Origin of the sequence: Permianibacter aggregans (assembly GCF_009756665.1) — a bacterium.
In the GTDB taxonomy this organism is placed as follows: Bacteria; Pseudomonadota; Gammaproteobacteria; order Enterobacterales; family Permianibacteraceae; genus Permianibacter; species Permianibacter aggregans.
In genome coordinates this window covers 2,800,902-2,818,261 of the sequence record NZ_CP037953.1, presented here as the reverse complement: position 1 = coordinate 2,818,261, position 17,360 = coordinate 2,800,902, and the positions used below count along the sequence as shown (strand labels likewise).

Sequence of the window (17,360 nt, the reverse complement as noted above, 5' to 3'; positions counted from 1 at the left end):
GGAATTGGCACTGTACGATCGCTGATAACGCGCTGACAAGCACTGCTCGTTCGAATATCGTTGACGCCTGCGTCAATCGCGAATGACGCAGGCGCGAAGAATTTGTCAGGCCAAGCCCTGATGATAACCCCGCGACATTTCGTGCACAGCATCAACAAACACCGCCGCATGTTCCGGATTGACGAACTGATGAATGCCGTGACCGAGGTTGGCGATATGGCCCGGACCTTGACCGTAACTCGCCAACATTGCACCGACATGCTCGCGAATTTTTTCCGGCGGTGCATACAATACCGACGGATCAAGATTCCCTTGCAGCGCCACTTTGTTTTGGGTTCGGGCGCGGGCATCACGCAGATCACAGGTCCAATCAACGCCGAGCACATCACAACCGGACTCGGCCATTTTATCGAGCCAGGCTCCACCGCCTTTGGTGAATAGCGTCACCGGCACGCGCCGACCATCCGCTTCGCGGGTTAGGTTGGCGACCATTTTCGCCATGTAAGCCAGCGAAAACTCCTGGTAGCTGCTCGGTGTCAGCACGCCACCCCAGGTGTCAAAAATCATCAGCGCCTGGGCACCGGCCGCAACTTGGGCATTCAGGTACTGGATGCTGGCTTCCGTAATCTTTGCCAGCAGTGCGTGCATTGCCTCCGGATTGCCATAGAGCATGCCTTTGACGTGCGCGTATTCCTTGCTGCCCGAGCCTTCCACCATATAGGTCGCAATCGTCCACGGACTGCCGCAAAAGCCAATCAACGGCACCCGGCCGCTCAGTTCCCGGCGTATCGTGCGCACCGCGTCCATGACGTAACGCAATTCGGTTTCCGGATCAGGAATGGGCAGTTGACGGATATCAGCTTCGCTGCGTACCGGGCGGGCAAACTGCGGACCTTCGCCGGCCGCAAACGACAGCCCCAAACCCATGGCGTCCGGTACGGTCAGAATATCGGAGAACAAAATGGCGGCATCGAGCGGAAAGCGGCGCAAAGGCTGCAGCGTCACTTCACAGGCCAAATCCGGATTGCTGCACAGGCTCATGAAACTGCCGGCCTGCTCACGGGTGGCTTTGTATTCCGGCAGATAACGACCGGCCTGACGCATCATCCAGACCGGGGTGCAATCCACCGGTTGCCGTAGGGCTGCGCGTAAATATCGATCGTTTTTCAGCGTGGTCATCAGGTAATCCGGGGTTGAAATGGAGGAGTTCAAGCCCGGCATTTTATTACGTTATGGCGAAGGCCGCTTGCGTAATGACGAAGACAGCCAAAATCAGCGTTGATGGCCAGCGGCGTTGATTTCCTGCTGAATCGCGGCCAAAGACTTGATCCATGGACCTTGTTTGCGCACCTCGGCCGGCAAGCTGTCACGTGCCTTTTCGGCCGCCGCGCGATCGGCAAATGGCGCCAACACCAGCACGTGCCAGGGCTTGCCATTGCGCTGACTACGATAATGCAGGGCCTCTTGCAAATCATGTTTTCGTTGGAAGCTTTGCAGACCATCCGGATCGCTCAGCGCGATGATCTGTACTGCAAAATATTTATTGCTGGCGTCCAGCAAGCGCTGCTCGTCGCGACTCAATCCGGACGTGACGGCGGTATGCTCCGGTTTGGTTGCTGGCGCTTTTGCTATCACGGGGTCTGGCTGACGTTCTGAATTCGGTTCTGGTTTTTGCTCCGGTTTCAGTTCAGGCTTCGGCTCCGGTTTCGCCTCCGGCTGACGTGTCACGGTTTCGCTTGGCAACATGGTAACAGGCGATGGCTCGATAACGGCGATGCCACCGGTTTGCTCGGCCTCAGTTTGCGACTCGGCGCCAGTGGTTGCTTCACCTTCATCAACGATGGTCAGCGGTGCTGGCTCAGTATCAGGTGTGGAGAGGGATTGCGCATCAATCGCCAGACTTTCCCGGTTGCCTGACACCGTGCTTTGTGCAGGCTTTTCTTCACCGCTAATCCATTCATTGAATTCACGCTGATAAAGCAGAATCAGCGCCAGGGTGAACACCCCAAGAAAAATCAGCGGCAATTTCAACCAGCCGTATTTTTCCATCAAAGAATACTGGCCGTTGCTGACGTGTTCGACGGCATCCAGTTCCGATTCGTCCTGTTCGTGCGACTCAGCCATATGCGCTCCAGATGAACTTAACCAACTCAACAAGGTTCCGGGTCGACCAATACTTTTTTGCCACGCCGCGCGCACCGTTTCACGCCCGGGTTCCGGTTCGGCCATCGAGGCGGCCCAAACCGTGGCCAGTCGCGTCGCATCATCCAACGAAAAAGCCGGCATATGCAGACGCTGGATCTCTTCCGCCGGAATGGCACTGAACGATAATTCAGCCAACGCCGTTTCCAGCATTTCATCGCCAACCAACACCAGGCACAAACGCGGATCTTCGCGTTCCCATTCGGCGGCAACTGCCTCCATCAATGCCCGCAGCAAATGCAAACCAAGGTCTTGGGCATCATCAACAATCAACACTCGCCGCCCCGGAGCTGCCTGACTGATTGCCAGTGATAGTTCAGTGTTCTGCAACGCATACTGCGTCAAGCCAAACTGCTGCAATGTGCTTTGATTGAGCTGATCGGCGCTCAACAGCGGATGCGCCTCAATCAGCGCCACCGGCAAATGCGTCGACAGCATTTGTTTCAGACGACGGGCCAGATGACTGCGACCACTGCCCGGCGGACCGATCACCAATGTCAACGCGCGACCGTAATGACAAAAATGCTGCAACTGATCATCGAGTTGTGACAGAGCCGGCGTGGCGCAATGAAACGCGGTGACGGCCGTATGGGTGACCATGAACGAGGTCCTATGCGATTCGGGGTGATACCGCTCGCTACCTTGCCATAACGCCCGAAATCGGTAAAGCGAGCCGATTACAGTTCAGAATGTTCCGAGCATTTCCAAGCCTCGTCTTGTTTTCGTTAAAGACGTGAAACCGGAAAAAGCTGAGCGAAAAAATAACGTCGTAACGAGTGAAGACTAGAAGCCATCTCAAAAATAGTCTGGGCGATGAAGAGGTACGCGAATGGAAGCGCAGGAACCGCAGTTTACAGGTAGGAAATGAGGATTGCTCGCCACATCCATGTGGTTCACCCTCCGGGTTACACGAAAATCCGCTCCCGGCGGATTTTTGGACTTCACTTCCGTGTGAAGTCCCCTTCGGGTTACACGAAAATCCGCTCCCGGCGGATTTTTCCGAGCATCGCATTCGCGCAGATCATCGAGCTCCAGGCATTGTTGAGATGACTTCTAGAAAGGTTGGTGGCGGCCGGCTAGCCGTTGATCAATCCCGCTGCTGCAAGGCATCAAGCACCGCAGCAACCGGAACTCCATCGACGATATCGCTGTCGCCATTAGCATTCGGCAGTACAAACCGAATTTCATCGCGCTGATTTTTCTTGTCGAGCTTCATGTGTTCAATCAACCGAGTTAGATCGATATCGTCAGGTAATGCCACCGGTAAATCGAAGGCGTTGAATAGCGACTGCAATCGGCAACGAAATGAATCATCTGGCAATCGCCCGAGACGCTCTGCCAGCTTGCAGGCCAAGATGATTCCCGTCGCCACCGCCTCACCATGCAGCCAGGAGCCATAACCGAGTTCGGTTTCAATCGCGTGGCCAAACGTATGGCCAAGGTTCAACAATGCCCGTTCGCCTTGTTCAGTCGGATCACGGCTGACAATGTTCGCTTTGTTCTCACAACTGCGGGCTACCGCATCCATCAATACTTGCGGTTCACGCCTGATCAGCGCCTCACGGTGCTGCTCAAGCCACGGCAGAAATTCCCGATCTTTAATCACCGCATACTTGATCACTTCGGCCATGCCAGCAGCAAATTCGCGCGCCGGTAAGGTCGTCAAGGTTTGCAAATCGGCGATGACGGCGCGTGGATGATGAAAGGCGCCAATCATATTCTTGCCGGCCGGGTGATTGATGGCGGTCTTGCCACCTACGGAGGAATCCACCATGGCCAACAAGGTCGTCGGCACCTGAATGATCGCGCAACCGCGCTGATAGGTTGCGGCAACGAATCCCGCTAAGTCACCAACAACACCGCCCCCCAGCGCAATGACAACGCCATTACGGCGGCGTTTACCGGCCATCATCCGGTCCATAATGCGACTGAACTGCTCCAGCGACTTGTGCTGTTCGCCAGCCGGCATGATGTAGTGCTCGTAGTCGACGGCACTCAACATTTGCTGCACGGCCGGCAACCAGTGGCCAGCAACCTGATCGTCAGAAATGACAAAAACCTGAGCGTTACCGATCAGGCTTTGCCATAAACAAGTGTCTTGCAGTAATCCGGTACCGATATGAATCGAGTAGGAACGGCCATCGACCGGCACCTCGACAATACGGCGCATCAGTCGCTCTGAATCATGTCGACAATGTCTTTGGCGACCGACTTTACCGAACCACGGTCAGTCGAGACGATGTAGTCCGCGATTTCCCGGTACAGTTCATCACGATTCTCGGCCAGCTCTTCCAGGGTTTCTTTTGGATCGTCGGTTTGCAGCAATGGCCGGCGCTTGTCTTTACGAGTACGCTCCAGTTGCTGGTCAATTGAGGTTTCCAGAAACACGACGGCACCACGACCAGCCAGAGCTATGCGGTTTTCCTTGGCAACAATGGCGCCACCACCGGTGGCCAGCACAATGCCTTGACGCAGCGTCAATTCATCAATGATCTTGACTTCGCGCTTGCGGAAGCCCTCTTCCCCTTCCAATTCGAAAATCCAGTCGATCGGCGCCCCGGCCCGGTCTTCGATTTCCTGGTCGGCATCGATGAACTCCATTTTCAACAGCTGGGCGACCTGCTTGCCGATCGTGGTTTTTCCGGCCCCCATCGGGCCGATCAAAAATATATTGCGCTTATTGGTCTTCATCTATGAAACGCTGAGAAATCAGTGACTTAAAGGGAAATCCCGCCTCGTGAACAGGAAGCAAGGCGGCAAAGGGTAGGGGCATGGCCGCCGGCTGTCAACTTCCGAGCGGCCATATTACCTGGAGATTAGTAGGTTTCCATGTCCTTGACGATTTTCGGCGTGACGAAAATGATCAATTCTTGACGGTTAGCTTGGTTCTCTTTGGTTCTGAACAGGAAGCCAAGACCAGGGAGGTCACCCAAGAATGGGACTTTGCGAAGGTTGTTGATCATTTCCTCTTCGAATATACCGCCCAAAACCACGGTTTCACCATTCCGGACCAACACCTGAGTGCCAACTCGATTGGTATTAATTGCTGGGCCACGAACGGTATCAACCCCCAAACTGTCTTTGGTGACGGTCAAATCGAGGATGACGTTATCATCTGGGGTTATTTGCGGTTTGACCGTCAGACCCAACACTGCCTTCCGGAAGGTAACGTTAGTGTTACCAGCAGAAGAAGCTTGCAGATAGGGAATTTCCACGCCTGACTCAATGTAGGATTCGCGCTGATTGGCGGTCAAAACGCGCGGGCTGGAGATCACCTCGCCTTTGCCTTCGGACTCCAACGCCGACAGCTCCAGGTCAAGAATAGTCCCGTCAGTTAGACTGGCGATCTGGAAACCCAATGAACCAGCCGCGCCCACAACCGGCAAGTTAACATTCAAGCGATCGGTTTGAGCGGCGGTACCCGCTGTGCGGAATCCTTCAGCACCGGTGAGGTTACCAGACATACCGCTTTGACTGTTTTTATCGGAAACACCGAACTTAACCCCAAGCTCGCGGGTGAAGTCATCATTGGCCACTACAACACGCGACTCAATCAACACCTGACGAACCGGGATATCTAAAGTACGAATTAACTGGCGTACTTCATCGATTTTGCGTGGTGTATCTTGCACCAGCAGCGTATTCGTACGCTCATCAACAGAAACTTGCCCCCTGTCTGACAACAGAATATTTTCTTTCGCTTTCAATAATGTTGCGATATCGGATGCTTTGGCGTAGTTAATTTGAATGAATTCTGAGCGCAATTGCACCAGCTCTTCCTGCTGCTTTTGTGACTCCAGCACCAAACGCTCACGGGCGGCGATTTCATCAGCCGGAGCGACCAACATAACGTTACCGTTCTGGCGTTTATCGAGACCTTTGGTCTTCAGAATAATGTCCAAGGCTTGATCCCAAGGCACGTTCTGCAAACGCAAGGTGATCGAACCGCCGACGGTATCGGAAGTCACCATATTGATGCCGGTGTAGTCAGCAATCAGCTGCAATACTGCCCGAACCTGGATATCCTGGAAGTTCAGCGACAAGCGCTCGCCAGTGAACGTCGGCTGACGTGCACGACGATCTTCAACTTCCTGCTTGGTTAACGGTTTCAGTTCCAAGGTGAACTGGTTGTCGGCTTGATAAGCCAAATAATCAAACTCACCCATGGTATCAATCTTGACCTGCACCGTTCCGCCACGGCGTGATATGTCGACGATTTTTGCCGGCGTACCGAAATCCACCACATCAAGACGGCGAATCAGTTCATCGGGAATCGAGGTACCAATAAAGTCAGCATAAACCGTGCGCCCTTCCTGACGGACATCGATGCCAACTTTCGGATCGGCCAAATTAAACAAGACCCGTGCTTCGCCTTTTTCACCCCGACGGAAGTCGATATCCCGAATGCCTTTACCATTACCGCTTGCCATCGGCTTGCTGTCGGCCCCCGCCGGCAAAGCAGCCAACGAAGCGCCTGAACCTTCCCCAAGCATGATGACAAAATCATTGCCATCCATGCGGGTCGTGTATTTGACCGGTTGCTCAAGTGACAGTACGACACGAGTGCGGCCCTGCGCTTCGGCGACCGAAACGCTGCGCGCGTAGCCAGCGCCGATCGGCAGCGTCTTACGCTCGACCTTCGGCACCACGCCAGGCAAATCCAGAGATATTCTCGCTGGATTGTCAGTGGTAAATGCCTGCACATTGCCAACCGGCTCGGTCAACGACAGGCGCACTTCGACCCGATCGCCGCCAAGCGCATTGAACGTCATATTGTTCAAGTCGGCCGCGTTGGCGCAGAGACCACCGAATGCCAGTAACAACGCCACTGGTGTCAGTGCGATGGATGAATAGTGATTCCGCTTCATTTTCTCGACTCCCGCGCGCCTTATCAGCCGCCCAAATTCAAATAAGTTTCGCGTTTAACCCAGCAGCCAGTGCCATCCGGGATACGTTCTTCCAACGTCACGCGCTCTTCGGTAATTCTGATCACTTTGCCGTGATTGATGCCTAGGTGGTTACCAACCCCAATCCGATAAACCACTCCGGCATTAGTACCGGCCGTGCCTCGAATAATCGCTTGAAGGTTGTTTTGCTTGCCAAGCACACCAACCATTTTCAAGGTTTCCAGCGTGTAGCGCTCCAGATCTTCTTTGCGTCGATTCGGGTCTGGCTGAGCATCAATAGGACAGCCCTCCACCAATTCCGCAAGCTGTGCCACCTGGCCCAATTGAAAAGCGGCAAACGGGCTACGCAAATCAGCGGCAGCATAACGAAATTCTTCTTGCGGCTTTAATTCCGGCATCGGCGGAATTGCGCCCGGCGGCTTGGCTTTTTCCTGCTGTATCCAAGCCTTCAAATCGCTGTTTTCTTCACCAAGACAGCCAGTCAGGATCCCAACGCTTATCATTGCGGGGACAATCAACTTTCTCATTTGCCGCCCTCCGCTTCATAGCGATAAGTCTTGGCCGTCAACTCCATCGTAAGATTATCTGAATTGTCGATATCACCTGCTTTTGCGTTGGTTTTGATGGTGAAATCATGAATGGTGACAATCCGAGGCAACGCGGAAACTTTGCTGATGAATTCGCCAATCTGATGATAGCTTCCAGTCACAGAAACCTTGATCGGTGTTTCGATATAGAACTGTTTTTTCACGTCCTGTTGCATTTCCAGGCGACCACTGAATAAACCTGAGCCCGATGCAGCATAAGAGACTTCATCGACCAACCCAGGAACTTCCGTGCTTTTCGGCAATTGCCGCAACAAGTCTTTGAACGCTTCCTGCATCTGCTCCATTTGTTGGCGATAGGCGTTGAGATTTGCCGCTTTTCGCTGCTTTTCGGCGAACTCGTTGCGCAGCGAGTTTTCCTTGTTTTCCGCTGACTCCAACTGCATACGTTGTTCTGAGGTGTCCAGATAGACCCAACCGGCGGCCAATACCAAACACACGACACCAATAATCAAACCTTTGGTGATCGGGTGAGCCCCTCCAAGGTTATTGGGATCGACGCGAAGATCCTGAGCGGTAAATGGTTTCATTTCTTCGCTCCCTTGGTGTTCTTGGTATTTTTAGCTGCAGCACCTTTCTTGCCTTTAGGGTCTTTGGCTTCCGGCTCTTCGACCTTCAAACCTTTTTGCTCAACATTCAGCACAAAGTCACTGGATGGCATTGCCGATTTGCGATCAGCGGCAATCACATCCAGGTCTGGCTTGGCAAACCACGGAGAACTTTCGAAGTTACGCATAAACGTCGAGACGCGTGGATTGGATTCGGTTTTGCCTTTGATTTGCAGTTTGTTTTCCTTCCGCACCAGCTCAGTCAGGAAAACCCCCTCCGGCATCAAGCGCGGTAGCTCGTCGAACAGGTGCACGTTCAACGGCCGGCTCTGTTGCAGCTCCTGAATGATATTCATTCGCTGCTCCAGATCGGCGCGCTGCTTTTCCAGCACTTTGATTTCTTCTATCTGAGCATCAACAACTTTGATTTCGCTTTGCAGGTAGGCATTGCGCTGCTCCTGGGTCGCGATCAAGTCGGCGTGATAGAGATGCACCATGCCCATGATCATCAGCGTCAGTATGGCGCTTAAGATCATCAAACTGAAAAACTGGCGCTGGCGCTCCCGACGAAGCTCGGCGCGCCAAGGTAAGAGGTTAATCTTTGCCATCAGTCAAAGCTCCGTAGGGCCAAGCCACAGCTAATCATCAACGACGGGGCATCCGATGCCAGCTGCTGGGCATTGACACGCGAGGCAATCGACATGTCGGCAAACGGATTGGCCAGACTGGTTGAGGTGCCAAGGCGCTCCTGAACCAATTCATCGAGCCCCTCTATTGCGGCACAGCCACCGGCCAGCACGATATGGTCGATTTCGCCATATTGGCTGGCTGCATAGAAGAACTGCAGCGAGCGGCTGATTTGCTGAATGATCGATTCCTTGAACGGCTGCAATACCTCGGTTTCATAATCATCAGGCAGGCCGCCCTGCTTTTTCGCCATACCGGCCTCTTCATAGGAAAGGCCATAGCGACGCTGAATCTCTTCGGTTAATTGAGTACCACCGAACACCTGTTCACGAGTGTAGATGGTTTTGAAATTGCGCATGACGGACAGCGATGTCATCGAGGCGCCCATGTCGACGACGGCGATCACACGATCCTCGCCCCGATTGGGCATCTGCCCTGAAATCAGCTGAAAGGCTCGCTCCATCGCGAACGATTCGACGTCCACAACACGCGCTTTCAGACCAGCGATTTCCAGCGCCTCGACACGGGTATCAACGTTTTCGGAACGGGAAGCGGCAACCAGCACTTCCAGTTTGTCCGGCGCTTTTTCCGATTCGCCGAGCACGCTGAAGTCCAGCGCGACTTCTTCCAATGGATAAGGAATATATTGGTCGGCTTCGATTTGAATCTGGCTTTCGATTTCGTCTTCGGACAGGTCTTTATCAACCTGGATATTGCGGGTAATGACTGCCGAACCGGCGACCGCGACGGCCGCATGTTTGCAGCTGGTGCCAGCACGGGCCAACACCCGGCGAATGGCTTCGCCAACCGCCGCCGTATCTTTGATATCCCGCTCGACGACGGCATCCGGCGGCAACGGCTCGACAGCATAGGCTTCGACCCGGTAACGCGACCCGACCTTCCCCAGTTCAAGCAACTTGCACGACGTGGACGAGATGTCCAAACCGATCAAAGGGATTTTCTTCTTACCGAAGAGTTGCGCCAGCATAGTTTTTCCTTTTCAGGGTGCGCGGTTACGAAGCATACATGCTTTTTAACATGAGATAATAGTCATAACTATGGATTATTTCACCTTTTTTTACTTTTCTTGAGGGGTTTAAAAAGGGAAACCGATATACTGTGGAGCTCTGAAAGTTCAGGCACTAAATAGCCGGTATATTGCATGTCTCTACCTCGCTGGACCCGTCATCTGCTCTGTTTCGCCGCCCTGATCCTGCTGTTGCCGGTCATGGGTGCGCTAGCCATTTACCTGTATGTCGCCCCCAACCTGCCCGATGTCACCGAGCTGCGTGACATGCGCCTGATCACCCCGATGCAGGTCTACAGTCGCGATGGTCGGTTGATGGCGGTATTCGGAGAGCAGCGCCGGATTCCGGTCGAATACGACCAGATTCCCCCGTTGCTCGTTCAGGCTCTAATTGCAGTCGAAGATCAGCGATTTTTCCAGCACGGCGGTGTCGACGTGATAGGACTGTTGCGGATTGCGATCTACAACCTGACAAAAGATCGTGCCGAAGGGGCCTCCACCCTGACCATGCAGGTAGCCCGCAATTATTTCCTAACTCGGGATAGGACGTTGACGCGCAAGTTCACAGAAATTGCACTAGCGTTAAAAATTGAGACCGAATTCTCGAAAAAAGAAATCCTCGAGATGTACCTGAACAAGGTGCATTTCAGTCATCGGGCCTACGGCATCGCCGCCGCAGCGCAGGTGTATTACGGCAAAACGCTGGAACAACTGACATTGGACGAAATCGCCGTGCTGGTCGGCATCCCGAAAGGCGAATCGATTTACAACCCGATCAGCTCACCGAAGAACGCGCAAAGCCGCCGTAATCACGTGCTGCGCCGCATGCTCGAAGAGCGAATGATTGACCAGGCGCAGTATGACGAGGCGCTGGCAAAATCGATCACCAGTCAGTTCCACGGCCCTAGAGTCGAATTCGAAGCGCCATATCTGGCGGAAATGGCCCGGGTCGAGATGATCAATCGTTATGGTGAGGCCAAGGCCTATAACGAGGGCCTGAAGGTCTATCTGACCGCGCAATCGGATTTGCAGATGAAAGCGCAGCAAGCGCTGCGCAATGGTTTATTCGCCTATGACCGTCGACACGGTTATCGCGGAGCCGAGCAGCACTGGGATTTGGCCGACTTAAGCGCGGAGCAAATCACCCAAAAGCTGACGGAAGTGCCGGAAATTGCCGGCCTGCTGCCAGCGCTCGTTACCGAAGTCGACAACGAGCAAGCCAAAATCCGGCTGGCCGATGGCAGCGAAGGGTTTATCCCATTCGATCAGATGAAGTGGGCGCGTCGCTACGTTAATGAAAACCGGATGGAGCGCACGCCGGAGCACGCCAAGGAAGTGCTGAAAGCGGGCGATCTGATTCGCGTCCGCTACCTGGAAAACAACCTGTGGGCGCTCGATCAGGTACCGGATGCTGCTGCGGCGGTGGTCGTACTCGATCCACGCAATGGCGACATTCTGGCCATGTCCGGCGGCCTCGATTTCGCCATCAGCCAGTTCAACCGCGCCACCCAGGCCCGCCGCCAACCCGGCTCTAACTTCAAACCGTTTATCTACAGCGCCGCCGTGCAGCAAGGTTATTCGCCATCAACGATTGTCAATGACGCGCCGATTATTGGCGATGACGACGGCGGTGAAGAAATCTGGCGTCCGGACAATGACTCCGGACGCTATAACGGCCCCATCCCGCTACGCACCGCGCTGACCAAATCAACCAACTCGGTGTCGATTCGGCTGTTCCAGGCTGTGGGCGCCGACAAAATGGTCGAGCACGTCCGTCGCTTTGGCATTCCGCCGGAACAGTCTCCTCCGTACCCATCGCTGGCGCTGGGCGGGGCTTCAAACCTGACGCCGTTGGAAGTGGCGCGCGGTTTTGCCGTATTGGCCAATGGCGGCTTTCTCGTTAGCCCGCGCTTCCTGACTCACGTTACTGATTCGGAGGGCAAAATCATTGATGCCTTCCCGGCGCCGGTGTTGTGCCAAAGCTGCGCTGTTGACCAAGCGCCACCAGAGGGCGAATTGCCGCGAGTGCTCGACCGCCGTAACGCCTATCTGGTCACCGACATGATGAAGGACGTGATCCACCGCGGCACGGCGCTGCCAACACTGTCCAATAGCCAATCGCCGCTGCTGAAACGCACTGATATCGCCGGCAAAACCGGTACCACCAACGAATCGCGTGAAGCCTGGTTTTCTGGCTTCAATCCGGATTACGTTGCCACCGTCTGGGTCGGCTTCGATGACCACCGCAAACCACTGGGCCGTATCGAATACGGTGGCAAGGCAGCATTGCCGATTTGGCAGGAATGGATGGAATATGCACTGCGCGATCGACCAATCATGAATGACTTGCCGCCACCGGGCATCGTGACCGCCCGTATCGACCCGGAAACCGGTCTGCTGGCCGCGCCCGGCGACCCGGACGCGGTCATGGAAATGTTTATGGAAGAGTTTGCGCCAACAGAAACCGCACCGCAGGATCAACGCCTTGATGATCCGTATGCGCCGGCGCCAGCAGAGCAGGAAGAGCCGATCTTCTGATCGGCTCCATTGCCAGCGTTATTTCACCGACAGCATGTGCTTGACGGCGGTTTTCGCCTCGGCCTCGGTGACCCGGCCCTTATGTGGAGGCATCGGGATCTGCCCCCAGACACCGGCACCGCCGCTCAATACCTTGCCCGCCAACATCTCGACAGTTTTATCGTCCACTTTGTATTTCGCGGCCATTTCTTTGTAGGACGGACCGACCAATCGCTTATCGGCCGCATGGCAGGCGGCGCAGCCATGTTTCTTGATCAATTCCTCACCGTTGCTGGCATCGGCAGGTGCGCTGCTCAAGCTTATGGCGATGATGGTAGCGGTCAGAATCGTTTTGACAGTCATGGTTTCCTCGCTGGTTGCGGTCAGCGGTTTTGCACCGCGACGGCGAAATGAATGCCCCTATTATACGTAGGCAAAGACAGCGACAATCAGTACCACTGCCTCAATAACGCGGTTTTTTGCCAGAATTTGATATGGATTAAGCCTGTACCTGTCAGTGCCGTTTATCAGACGAAATCCGTACAATACCACCGCCAACACGGAGACCCCACTCATGAGCAACCGCCACTACAGCCTGTTTGATCAAGGACTGATGCAGCTCGACAGTGTATTGCGGCGTCTGGTTGCCGAACCCAAAGCCTGCCGCCCCAACCCTGGCAAATCACTCCCAAAAGCGGAGTTGAACGATGACGAGCGCCGTCACACCGCCGGGCTGATGCGGGTCAATCACGTCGGTGAAGTCTGTGCCCAGGCGCTCTACCTTGGCCAGGCGGCCGTTGCCCGTGAACCCGGCTTGAAGCAGCATTTGCAACAAGCGGCCAATGAAGAAACCGATCATCTTGCCTGGTGTGCCGAGCGCCTCAGCGAACTGCATGACCGCCCTTCGCTGCTGAACCCGCTATGGTTTGCCGGGGCTTATGGCATTGGTGTCGCGGCCGGGCTCGCAGGCGATGGCTGGAATCTTGGTTTTGTGGTCGAAACGGAACGCCAGGTCGAAGCGCATCTTGACGGCCATTTGCAGCAATTGCCGATCACCGATCAGCGCAGCCGCGCCATTGTCGAACAAATGAAAGCCGATGAAGTCGCCCATGCCGAAGCAGCACAGGCGCGCGGCGCTCGCGAATTGCCGCTGCCCGTCAAGCTGTTGATGAAGGCCAGTGCCAAGGTGATGACGACTGTTGCCTATCGCATTTGAATCGCGTGGTTGTTTCTCGTTGCGCGTTATTTTTGTTCAGGGCGTATCGCAGGTTTTGCGCTATCATACCGGGCTTTCTGCCCAACCCGCGTAGTTACGGTGCCTCCAGCCTTTTCCCGCTCCCTGCTTGTCACGGCGATTTCGCTGGCCTTGATGCCGGTGTCGTTCGCGGCCGAACCGGCCACGGATGTCGGCGAACAATGCCCGGTAGTCGAGCGCCGCGCCAATACTCGCGAACCAATCGATTTAAGCCAAACGCCGGTCAAAGCCAAGGCCGATCACAGCCAGATGCAGGGCGAGAACATTATCGAGCTGCGGGAAAAAGTTCGGGTCCGTCAGGATGGCCGTGAATTGTCCGCCGATTACGCCCGCATCAATCAGGAAGAAAATCGGCTGAAAGCCGAAGGTAATGTGGTACTCAGCGAACCCGGTATTGAGTTAAAAGGCAGCGAACTCGATGCCAGCCTGTCCGGCGAAGACGCGACGCTCACGGATGCCCAGTATCGACTGACCGACCAGGGCGTGCACGGTAAAGCCAGCCGTTTCGAAGCCAAAGATCAGACCATTACCCTCGATGACGCGACGTTTACCAGTTGTCCTGAAGGTGACACCGGTTGGCAGTTGAGCGCCGATCAGATGGTGCTCGATCAAGCCGAAGGTTGGGGCGAATCTTGGAACACCGTGATCAAGGTTGCTGATCTGCCGGTGTTTTACGTTCCCTGGATGACCTTTCCGATCGATGACCGACGTCGTTCCGGTTTCCTGTTCCCGAGTATTGGTTACGACGCCGATAACGGCGTCGATATCACGACTCCCTACTACCTGAACCTGGCCCCCCATTACGATGCGACGCTGTCACCACGCATCATTCAGCGCCGCGGTGTCATGCTTGGCAGCGAATTTCGCTATTTGACCGATAGCCATAATGGCGTGTTATTCGGCGAATACCTGCCGGACGATAACCTCGCCGACGACAGCATCGACCCGAACCGCTGGTCCTATCAGGTCGAACATCGCACTCAGTTCAACCGTCATTGGTATGGCCTGATCAATGCCGCCGATGTCAGCGATGACCTGTATTTTGAAGATCTGGGGCGCAATATCGATATCGCCAACCAGAACACGGTGACCCGCTCAGGCATCCTCGGTTTTCAGGACCGCCATTGGCGCATCAGTCTGGAAGCATTTGAAGCCGATGCGCTGCAAACGACTGAAATCAATCAGCCTTACAGCAAGTTACCGGATGTGCGCCTATCCAGTCGTTACCCGAAGTTTCTCGGACCGCTCAGTTTCAACTTGGCCGGTAGCGTTACCAGTTTCAGCCACGACCTGAAAATACAGGGTGACCGGGTCGATATGGCGCCACAATTGAGTCTGCCGCTGGAATGGATTTGGGGCTTTATCATTCCCAGCGCCAAATACCGTTACACCGAATATGAGTTGGAGCAAACCAACCAAGCGCTCGATGAAAACCAGTTGACGCGCGAAACCCCCATCTATTCGCTTGATACCGGCATGTTCTTTGAGCGCGATGCCAAGTTATTCGGACGCCCGATGGTACAGACGCTGGAACCGCGTCTGTACTACCTGAATGTGCCGTTTCGAGCCCAAAGCGATATTCCGCTATTTGATACGACCGAACCAACAGCGAGCTATTCTCAACTGTTTCGCGATAACCGCTTTATCGGTGCTGACCGCCAGGGCGATGCCGATCAGCTCAGTGTTGGCATCAGCACCCGCTTCCTGTCGGCCGATGGTGGCGTCGAATGGGCCCGCGTCAGTGTGGCCCAGGCTCAGTATTTTGCTGACCGGCAAGTGCAACTAAATGCCGCGGATCCGGTCGATACACGTTCAGTATCGCCGTACTTCCTGGAATCGACCTTGCGTTTCAGCGAGAACTGGCAGTTACGCGGCATGACCGCCTGGGATGGCGAAACGGAAACGACCGTACGTAGTAGCGTCGCGGTGCATTACGAGCCGGATGAACGACATATCATCAACCTCGAGCATCGGATGCGTAATGAACGCGACTTCAGGGCTGAGCAGGCGGCCGTCTCCTTCGCGTGGCCAATTGCCGGCCGCTGGAATCTGATCGGCCGCTATCAGCACGATCTGGAGCTCGATCAAGGCGTTGATACCTTGTTCGGTATCGAGTACGAGGCCTGCTGTTGGGGTATCCGTTTAGTTTCGCGGCGTTACCTGAACACCGAGCTGGATGTGGATGGATTCCCACTGCCAGGTGGTGATGATTACAAAGACAAAATTTACTTCCAGTTTGTCTTTAAAGGATTGGGTGGCGCCGGCGGCAGTGGCCTGCGGACGCTGCTGAAAGAAAGTATTGAAGGTTACGAAGACAGGTTGACTCCACGATGAAGAAGTTTTTATTGGCCTTGAGTTTCTCGGCACTGACGCAGGCAGCCATGGCTGCGCAAACGCTGGATCGCGCGGTCGCGATTGTTGATGATGATGTCGTGCTGGCAAGCGAGTTGGAGCGCCGGCTGGAAACGATCAAAGGCGATTTGGCTGCGCGCAATGTCCGGGCGCCGGCCGACGATATTCTGCGCCAGCAAGTGCTCGAGCGTTTGATTGTTGATAACCTGCAATTGCAATTGGCGCGCCGCGCCGGTGTGCGCATCAGCGATCAGGAACTGGCATCGATCATCGAAAACATCGCCAAGGAAAATCAGCTATCCCCGGAGCAATTCCGGATGAAACTGGCCGCTGATGGCATCAACTACGAATTGTTCCGCGAAGACATCCGCAATGAAGTAATGATTGCCCGCGCCCGTCAGGGTCACGTCAATCGCCGGGTGTTCATCAGTGAGCAGGAAGTCAATTCGCTGGCCGATCAAATCACCGAACAAGGCGAGGCGAATACCGAATACCACTTGGGTCATATCCTGATCCCGATTTCCGAATCGGCCAGCAGCGATGAAGTCGCGAACGCCAGCGAGCGGGCCCGTCTGATTGTCGAAAAAATTCGCGAAGGTGCCGACTTTGCCGGCATGGCCATTGCCAACTCTTCCGGCCAGGAAGCACTGCAAGGTGGCGATTTCGGCTGGAAAACCCTGAATCAAATGCCGACTCTGTTTGCTACCGCCGTGCGCAATATGCAAATTGCGGAAGTATCGGATCCGCTGCGTAGCGCCACCGGTTTGCATATTCTGAAAGTGTTCGATATCAAAGGCATTCAGAAAGTCATGGTCGAGCAAACACATGCCCGCCATATCCTGATTCAACCGAGCAAAATTCTGACCGAAGTCGATGCCGAGAAAAAAGCGCGTGAGCTCGCCGAAAAACTGCGCAGCGGTGCCGACTTTGCCGAACTGGCCAAAGAGCATTCCGCCGATCCGGGTTCAGGCAGCCTTGGTGGCGATCTCGGTTGGGCCAATCCGGGGACTTTTGTTCCGGAATTCGAACGGACGATGAAATCCCTGGCCGTCAACGAAATCTCCGAGCCAGTACGCACCCAGTTTGGCTGGCACATCATTCAGGTGCTCGGTCGCCGTGCTGACGATCAAACGGACGACAAGATCAAAGATCGCGCCTATCGCATGTTGCATCAGCGCAAATTTGAAGAAGAAGTGGAAACCTGGATTCGCGAAATCCGCGATCAGGCTTACGTCAAAGTTCTGGATAGCGAAGGCTGAG

The 17,360-nt window shown here is 54.8% G+C and carries 14 protein-coding genes; 4 read left to right on the top strand and 10 right to left on the bottom strand.

The features are described from left to right. Window positions 1-105: 105 nt before the first annotated feature. From hemE to E2H98_RS12520, 9 genes are all read right to left on the bottom strand, one after another. Window positions 106-1,179: a uroporphyrinogen decarboxylase gene (hemE, locus tag E2H98_RS12560; protein ID WP_133588986.1), complete on the bottom strand. Its 1,074-nt coding sequence runs from the start codon at window positions 1,177-1,179 to the stop codon at window positions 106-108. A gap of 93 nt (window positions 1,180-1,272) precedes the next feature. Next, a complete protein-coding gene (locus tag E2H98_RS12555; protein WP_133588988.1) occupies window positions 1,273-2,802 on the bottom strand; it encodes an SPOR domain-containing protein in 1,530 nt (509 codons plus the stop codon). Window positions 2,803-3,289: 487 nt separating this feature from the next. Continuing rightward, window positions 3,290-4,372, bottom strand: a complete 1,083-nt coding sequence (aroB, locus tag E2H98_RS12550; protein ID WP_133588990.1) for a 3-dehydroquinate synthase — start codon at window positions 4,370-4,372, stop codon at window positions 3,290-3,292. Further along, the gene (aroK, locus tag E2H98_RS12545; protein WP_133588992.1) at window positions 4,372-4,893 is read right to left on the bottom strand and encodes a shikimate kinase AroK; all 522 of its coding nucleotides are present in this window, start codon (window positions 4,891-4,893) and stop codon (window positions 4,372-4,374) included. Before aroK ends, aroB begins: the two co-directional genes overlap by 1 nt. 125 nt (window positions 4,894-5,018) lie before the next feature. Continuing rightward, on the bottom strand, window positions 5,019-7,070 hold the full coding sequence (pilQ, locus tag E2H98_RS12540; protein ID WP_133588994.1) for a type IV pilus secretin PilQ: 2,052 nt from the start codon (window positions 7,068-7,070) through the stop codon (window positions 5,019-5,021). A gap of 23 nt (window positions 7,071-7,093) precedes the next feature. Continuing rightward, the gene (locus E2H98_RS12535; RefSeq protein WP_133588996.1) at window positions 7,094-7,636 is read right to left on the bottom strand and encodes a pilus assembly protein PilP; all 543 of its coding nucleotides are present in this window, start codon (window positions 7,634-7,636) and stop codon (window positions 7,094-7,096) included. Next, window positions 7,633-8,244 (bottom strand): type IV pilus inner membrane component PilO, encoded by a 612-nt coding sequence (locus E2H98_RS12530; RefSeq protein WP_133588998.1) that lies wholly within the window; start codon window positions 8,242-8,244, stop codon window positions 7,633-7,635. Before E2H98_RS12530 ends, E2H98_RS12535 begins: the two co-directional genes overlap by 4 nt. Next, a complete protein-coding gene (locus E2H98_RS12525; RefSeq protein WP_133589010.1) occupies window positions 8,241-8,870 on the bottom strand; it encodes a PilN domain-containing protein in 630 nt (209 codons plus the stop codon). Before E2H98_RS12525 ends, E2H98_RS12530 begins: the two co-directional genes overlap by 4 nt. After that, entirely contained in the window at window positions 8,870-9,934 is a 1,065-nt protein-coding gene (locus E2H98_RS12520; protein ID WP_133589252.1) for a pilus assembly protein PilM, read from the bottom strand. Before E2H98_RS12520 ends, E2H98_RS12525 begins: the two co-directional genes overlap by 1 nt. A 177-nt stretch (window positions 9,935-10,111) precedes the next feature. Here E2H98_RS12520 and E2H98_RS12515 point away from each other — a divergent pair, with 177 nt between their 5' ends. Beyond that, complete coding sequence (locus tag E2H98_RS12515) at window positions 10,112-12,514, top strand: penicillin-binding protein 1A (RefSeq protein WP_133589012.1); 2,403 nt, start codon at window positions 10,112-10,114, stop codon at window positions 12,512-12,514. Between the two features lie 18 nt (window positions 12,515-12,532). Here the strand turns inward: E2H98_RS12515 and E2H98_RS12510 are convergent, their stop codons facing one another. Further along, complete coding sequence (locus E2H98_RS12510) at window positions 12,533-12,856, bottom strand: c-type cytochrome (RefSeq protein WP_133589014.1); 324 nt, start codon at window positions 12,854-12,856, stop codon at window positions 12,533-12,535. 211 nt (window positions 12,857-13,067) lie between these two features. On the opposite strand from E2H98_RS12510, the gene coq7 reads away from it, so the two are divergent. The 3 genes from coq7 to surA all read left to right on the top strand — a co-directional run bounded on the left by coq7 (window position 13,068) and on the right by surA (window position 17,359). Further along, complete coding sequence (coq7, locus tag E2H98_RS12505; RefSeq protein WP_133589016.1) at window positions 13,068-13,709, top strand: 2-polyprenyl-3-methyl-6-methoxy-1,4-benzoquinone monooxygenase; 642 nt, start codon at window positions 13,068-13,070, stop codon at window positions 13,707-13,709. A gap of 99 nt (window positions 13,710-13,808) precedes the next feature. Next, window positions 13,809-16,082 (top strand): LPS-assembly protein LptD, encoded by a 2,274-nt coding sequence (locus tag E2H98_RS12500; RefSeq protein ID WP_133589018.1) that lies wholly within the window; start codon window positions 13,809-13,811, stop codon window positions 16,080-16,082. Further along, window positions 16,079-17,359 (top strand): peptidylprolyl isomerase SurA, encoded by a 1,281-nt coding sequence (gene surA, locus E2H98_RS12495; protein WP_133589020.1) that lies wholly within the window; start codon window positions 16,079-16,081, stop codon window positions 17,357-17,359. The genes E2H98_RS12500 and surA overlap by 4 nt, the downstream gene beginning before the upstream one ends. Window position 17,360: the final 1 nt, after the last annotated feature.

Coding starts and splice junctions, on each gene's coding strand:
- hemE (WP_133588986.1), bottom strand. CDS start 1,179: ATGACCACGCTGAAAAACGATCGATATTTACGCGCAGCCCTACGGCAA.
- E2H98_RS12555 (WP_133588988.1), bottom strand. CDS start 2,802: ATGGTCACCCATACGGCCGTCACCGCGTTTCATTGCGCCACGCCGGCT.
- aroB (WP_133588990.1), bottom strand. CDS start 4,372: ATGCGCCGTATTGTCGAGGTGCCGGTCGATGGCCGTTCCTACTCGATT.
- aroK (WP_133588992.1), bottom strand. CDS start 4,893: ATGAAGACCAATAAGCGCAATATATTTTTGATCGGCCCGATGGGGGCC.
- pilQ (WP_133588994.1), bottom strand. CDS start 7,070: ATGAAGCGGAATCACTATTCATCCATCGCACTGACACCAGTGGCGTTG.
- E2H98_RS12535 (WP_133588996.1), bottom strand. CDS start 7,636: ATGAGAAAGTTGATTGTCCCCGCAATGATAAGCGTTGGGATCCTGACT.
- E2H98_RS12530 (WP_133588998.1), bottom strand. CDS start 8,244: ATGAAACCATTTACCGCTCAGGATCTTCGCGTCGATCCCAATAACCTT.
- E2H98_RS12525 (WP_133589010.1), bottom strand. CDS start 8,870: ATGGCAAAGATTAACCTCTTACCTTGGCGCGCCGAGCTTCGTCGGGAG.
- E2H98_RS12515 (WP_133589012.1), top strand. CDS start 10,112: ATGTCTCTACCTCGCTGGACCCGTCATCTGCTCTGTTTCGCCGCCCTG.
- E2H98_RS12510 (WP_133589014.1), bottom strand. CDS start 12,856: ATGACTGTCAAAACGATTCTGACCGCTACCATCATCGCCATAAGCTTG.
- coq7 (WP_133589016.1), top strand. CDS start 13,068: ATGAGCAACCGCCACTACAGCCTGTTTGATCAAGGACTGATGCAGCTC.
- surA (WP_133589020.1), top strand. CDS start 16,079: ATGAAGAAGTTTTTATTGGCCTTGAGTTTCTCGGCACTGACGCAGGCA.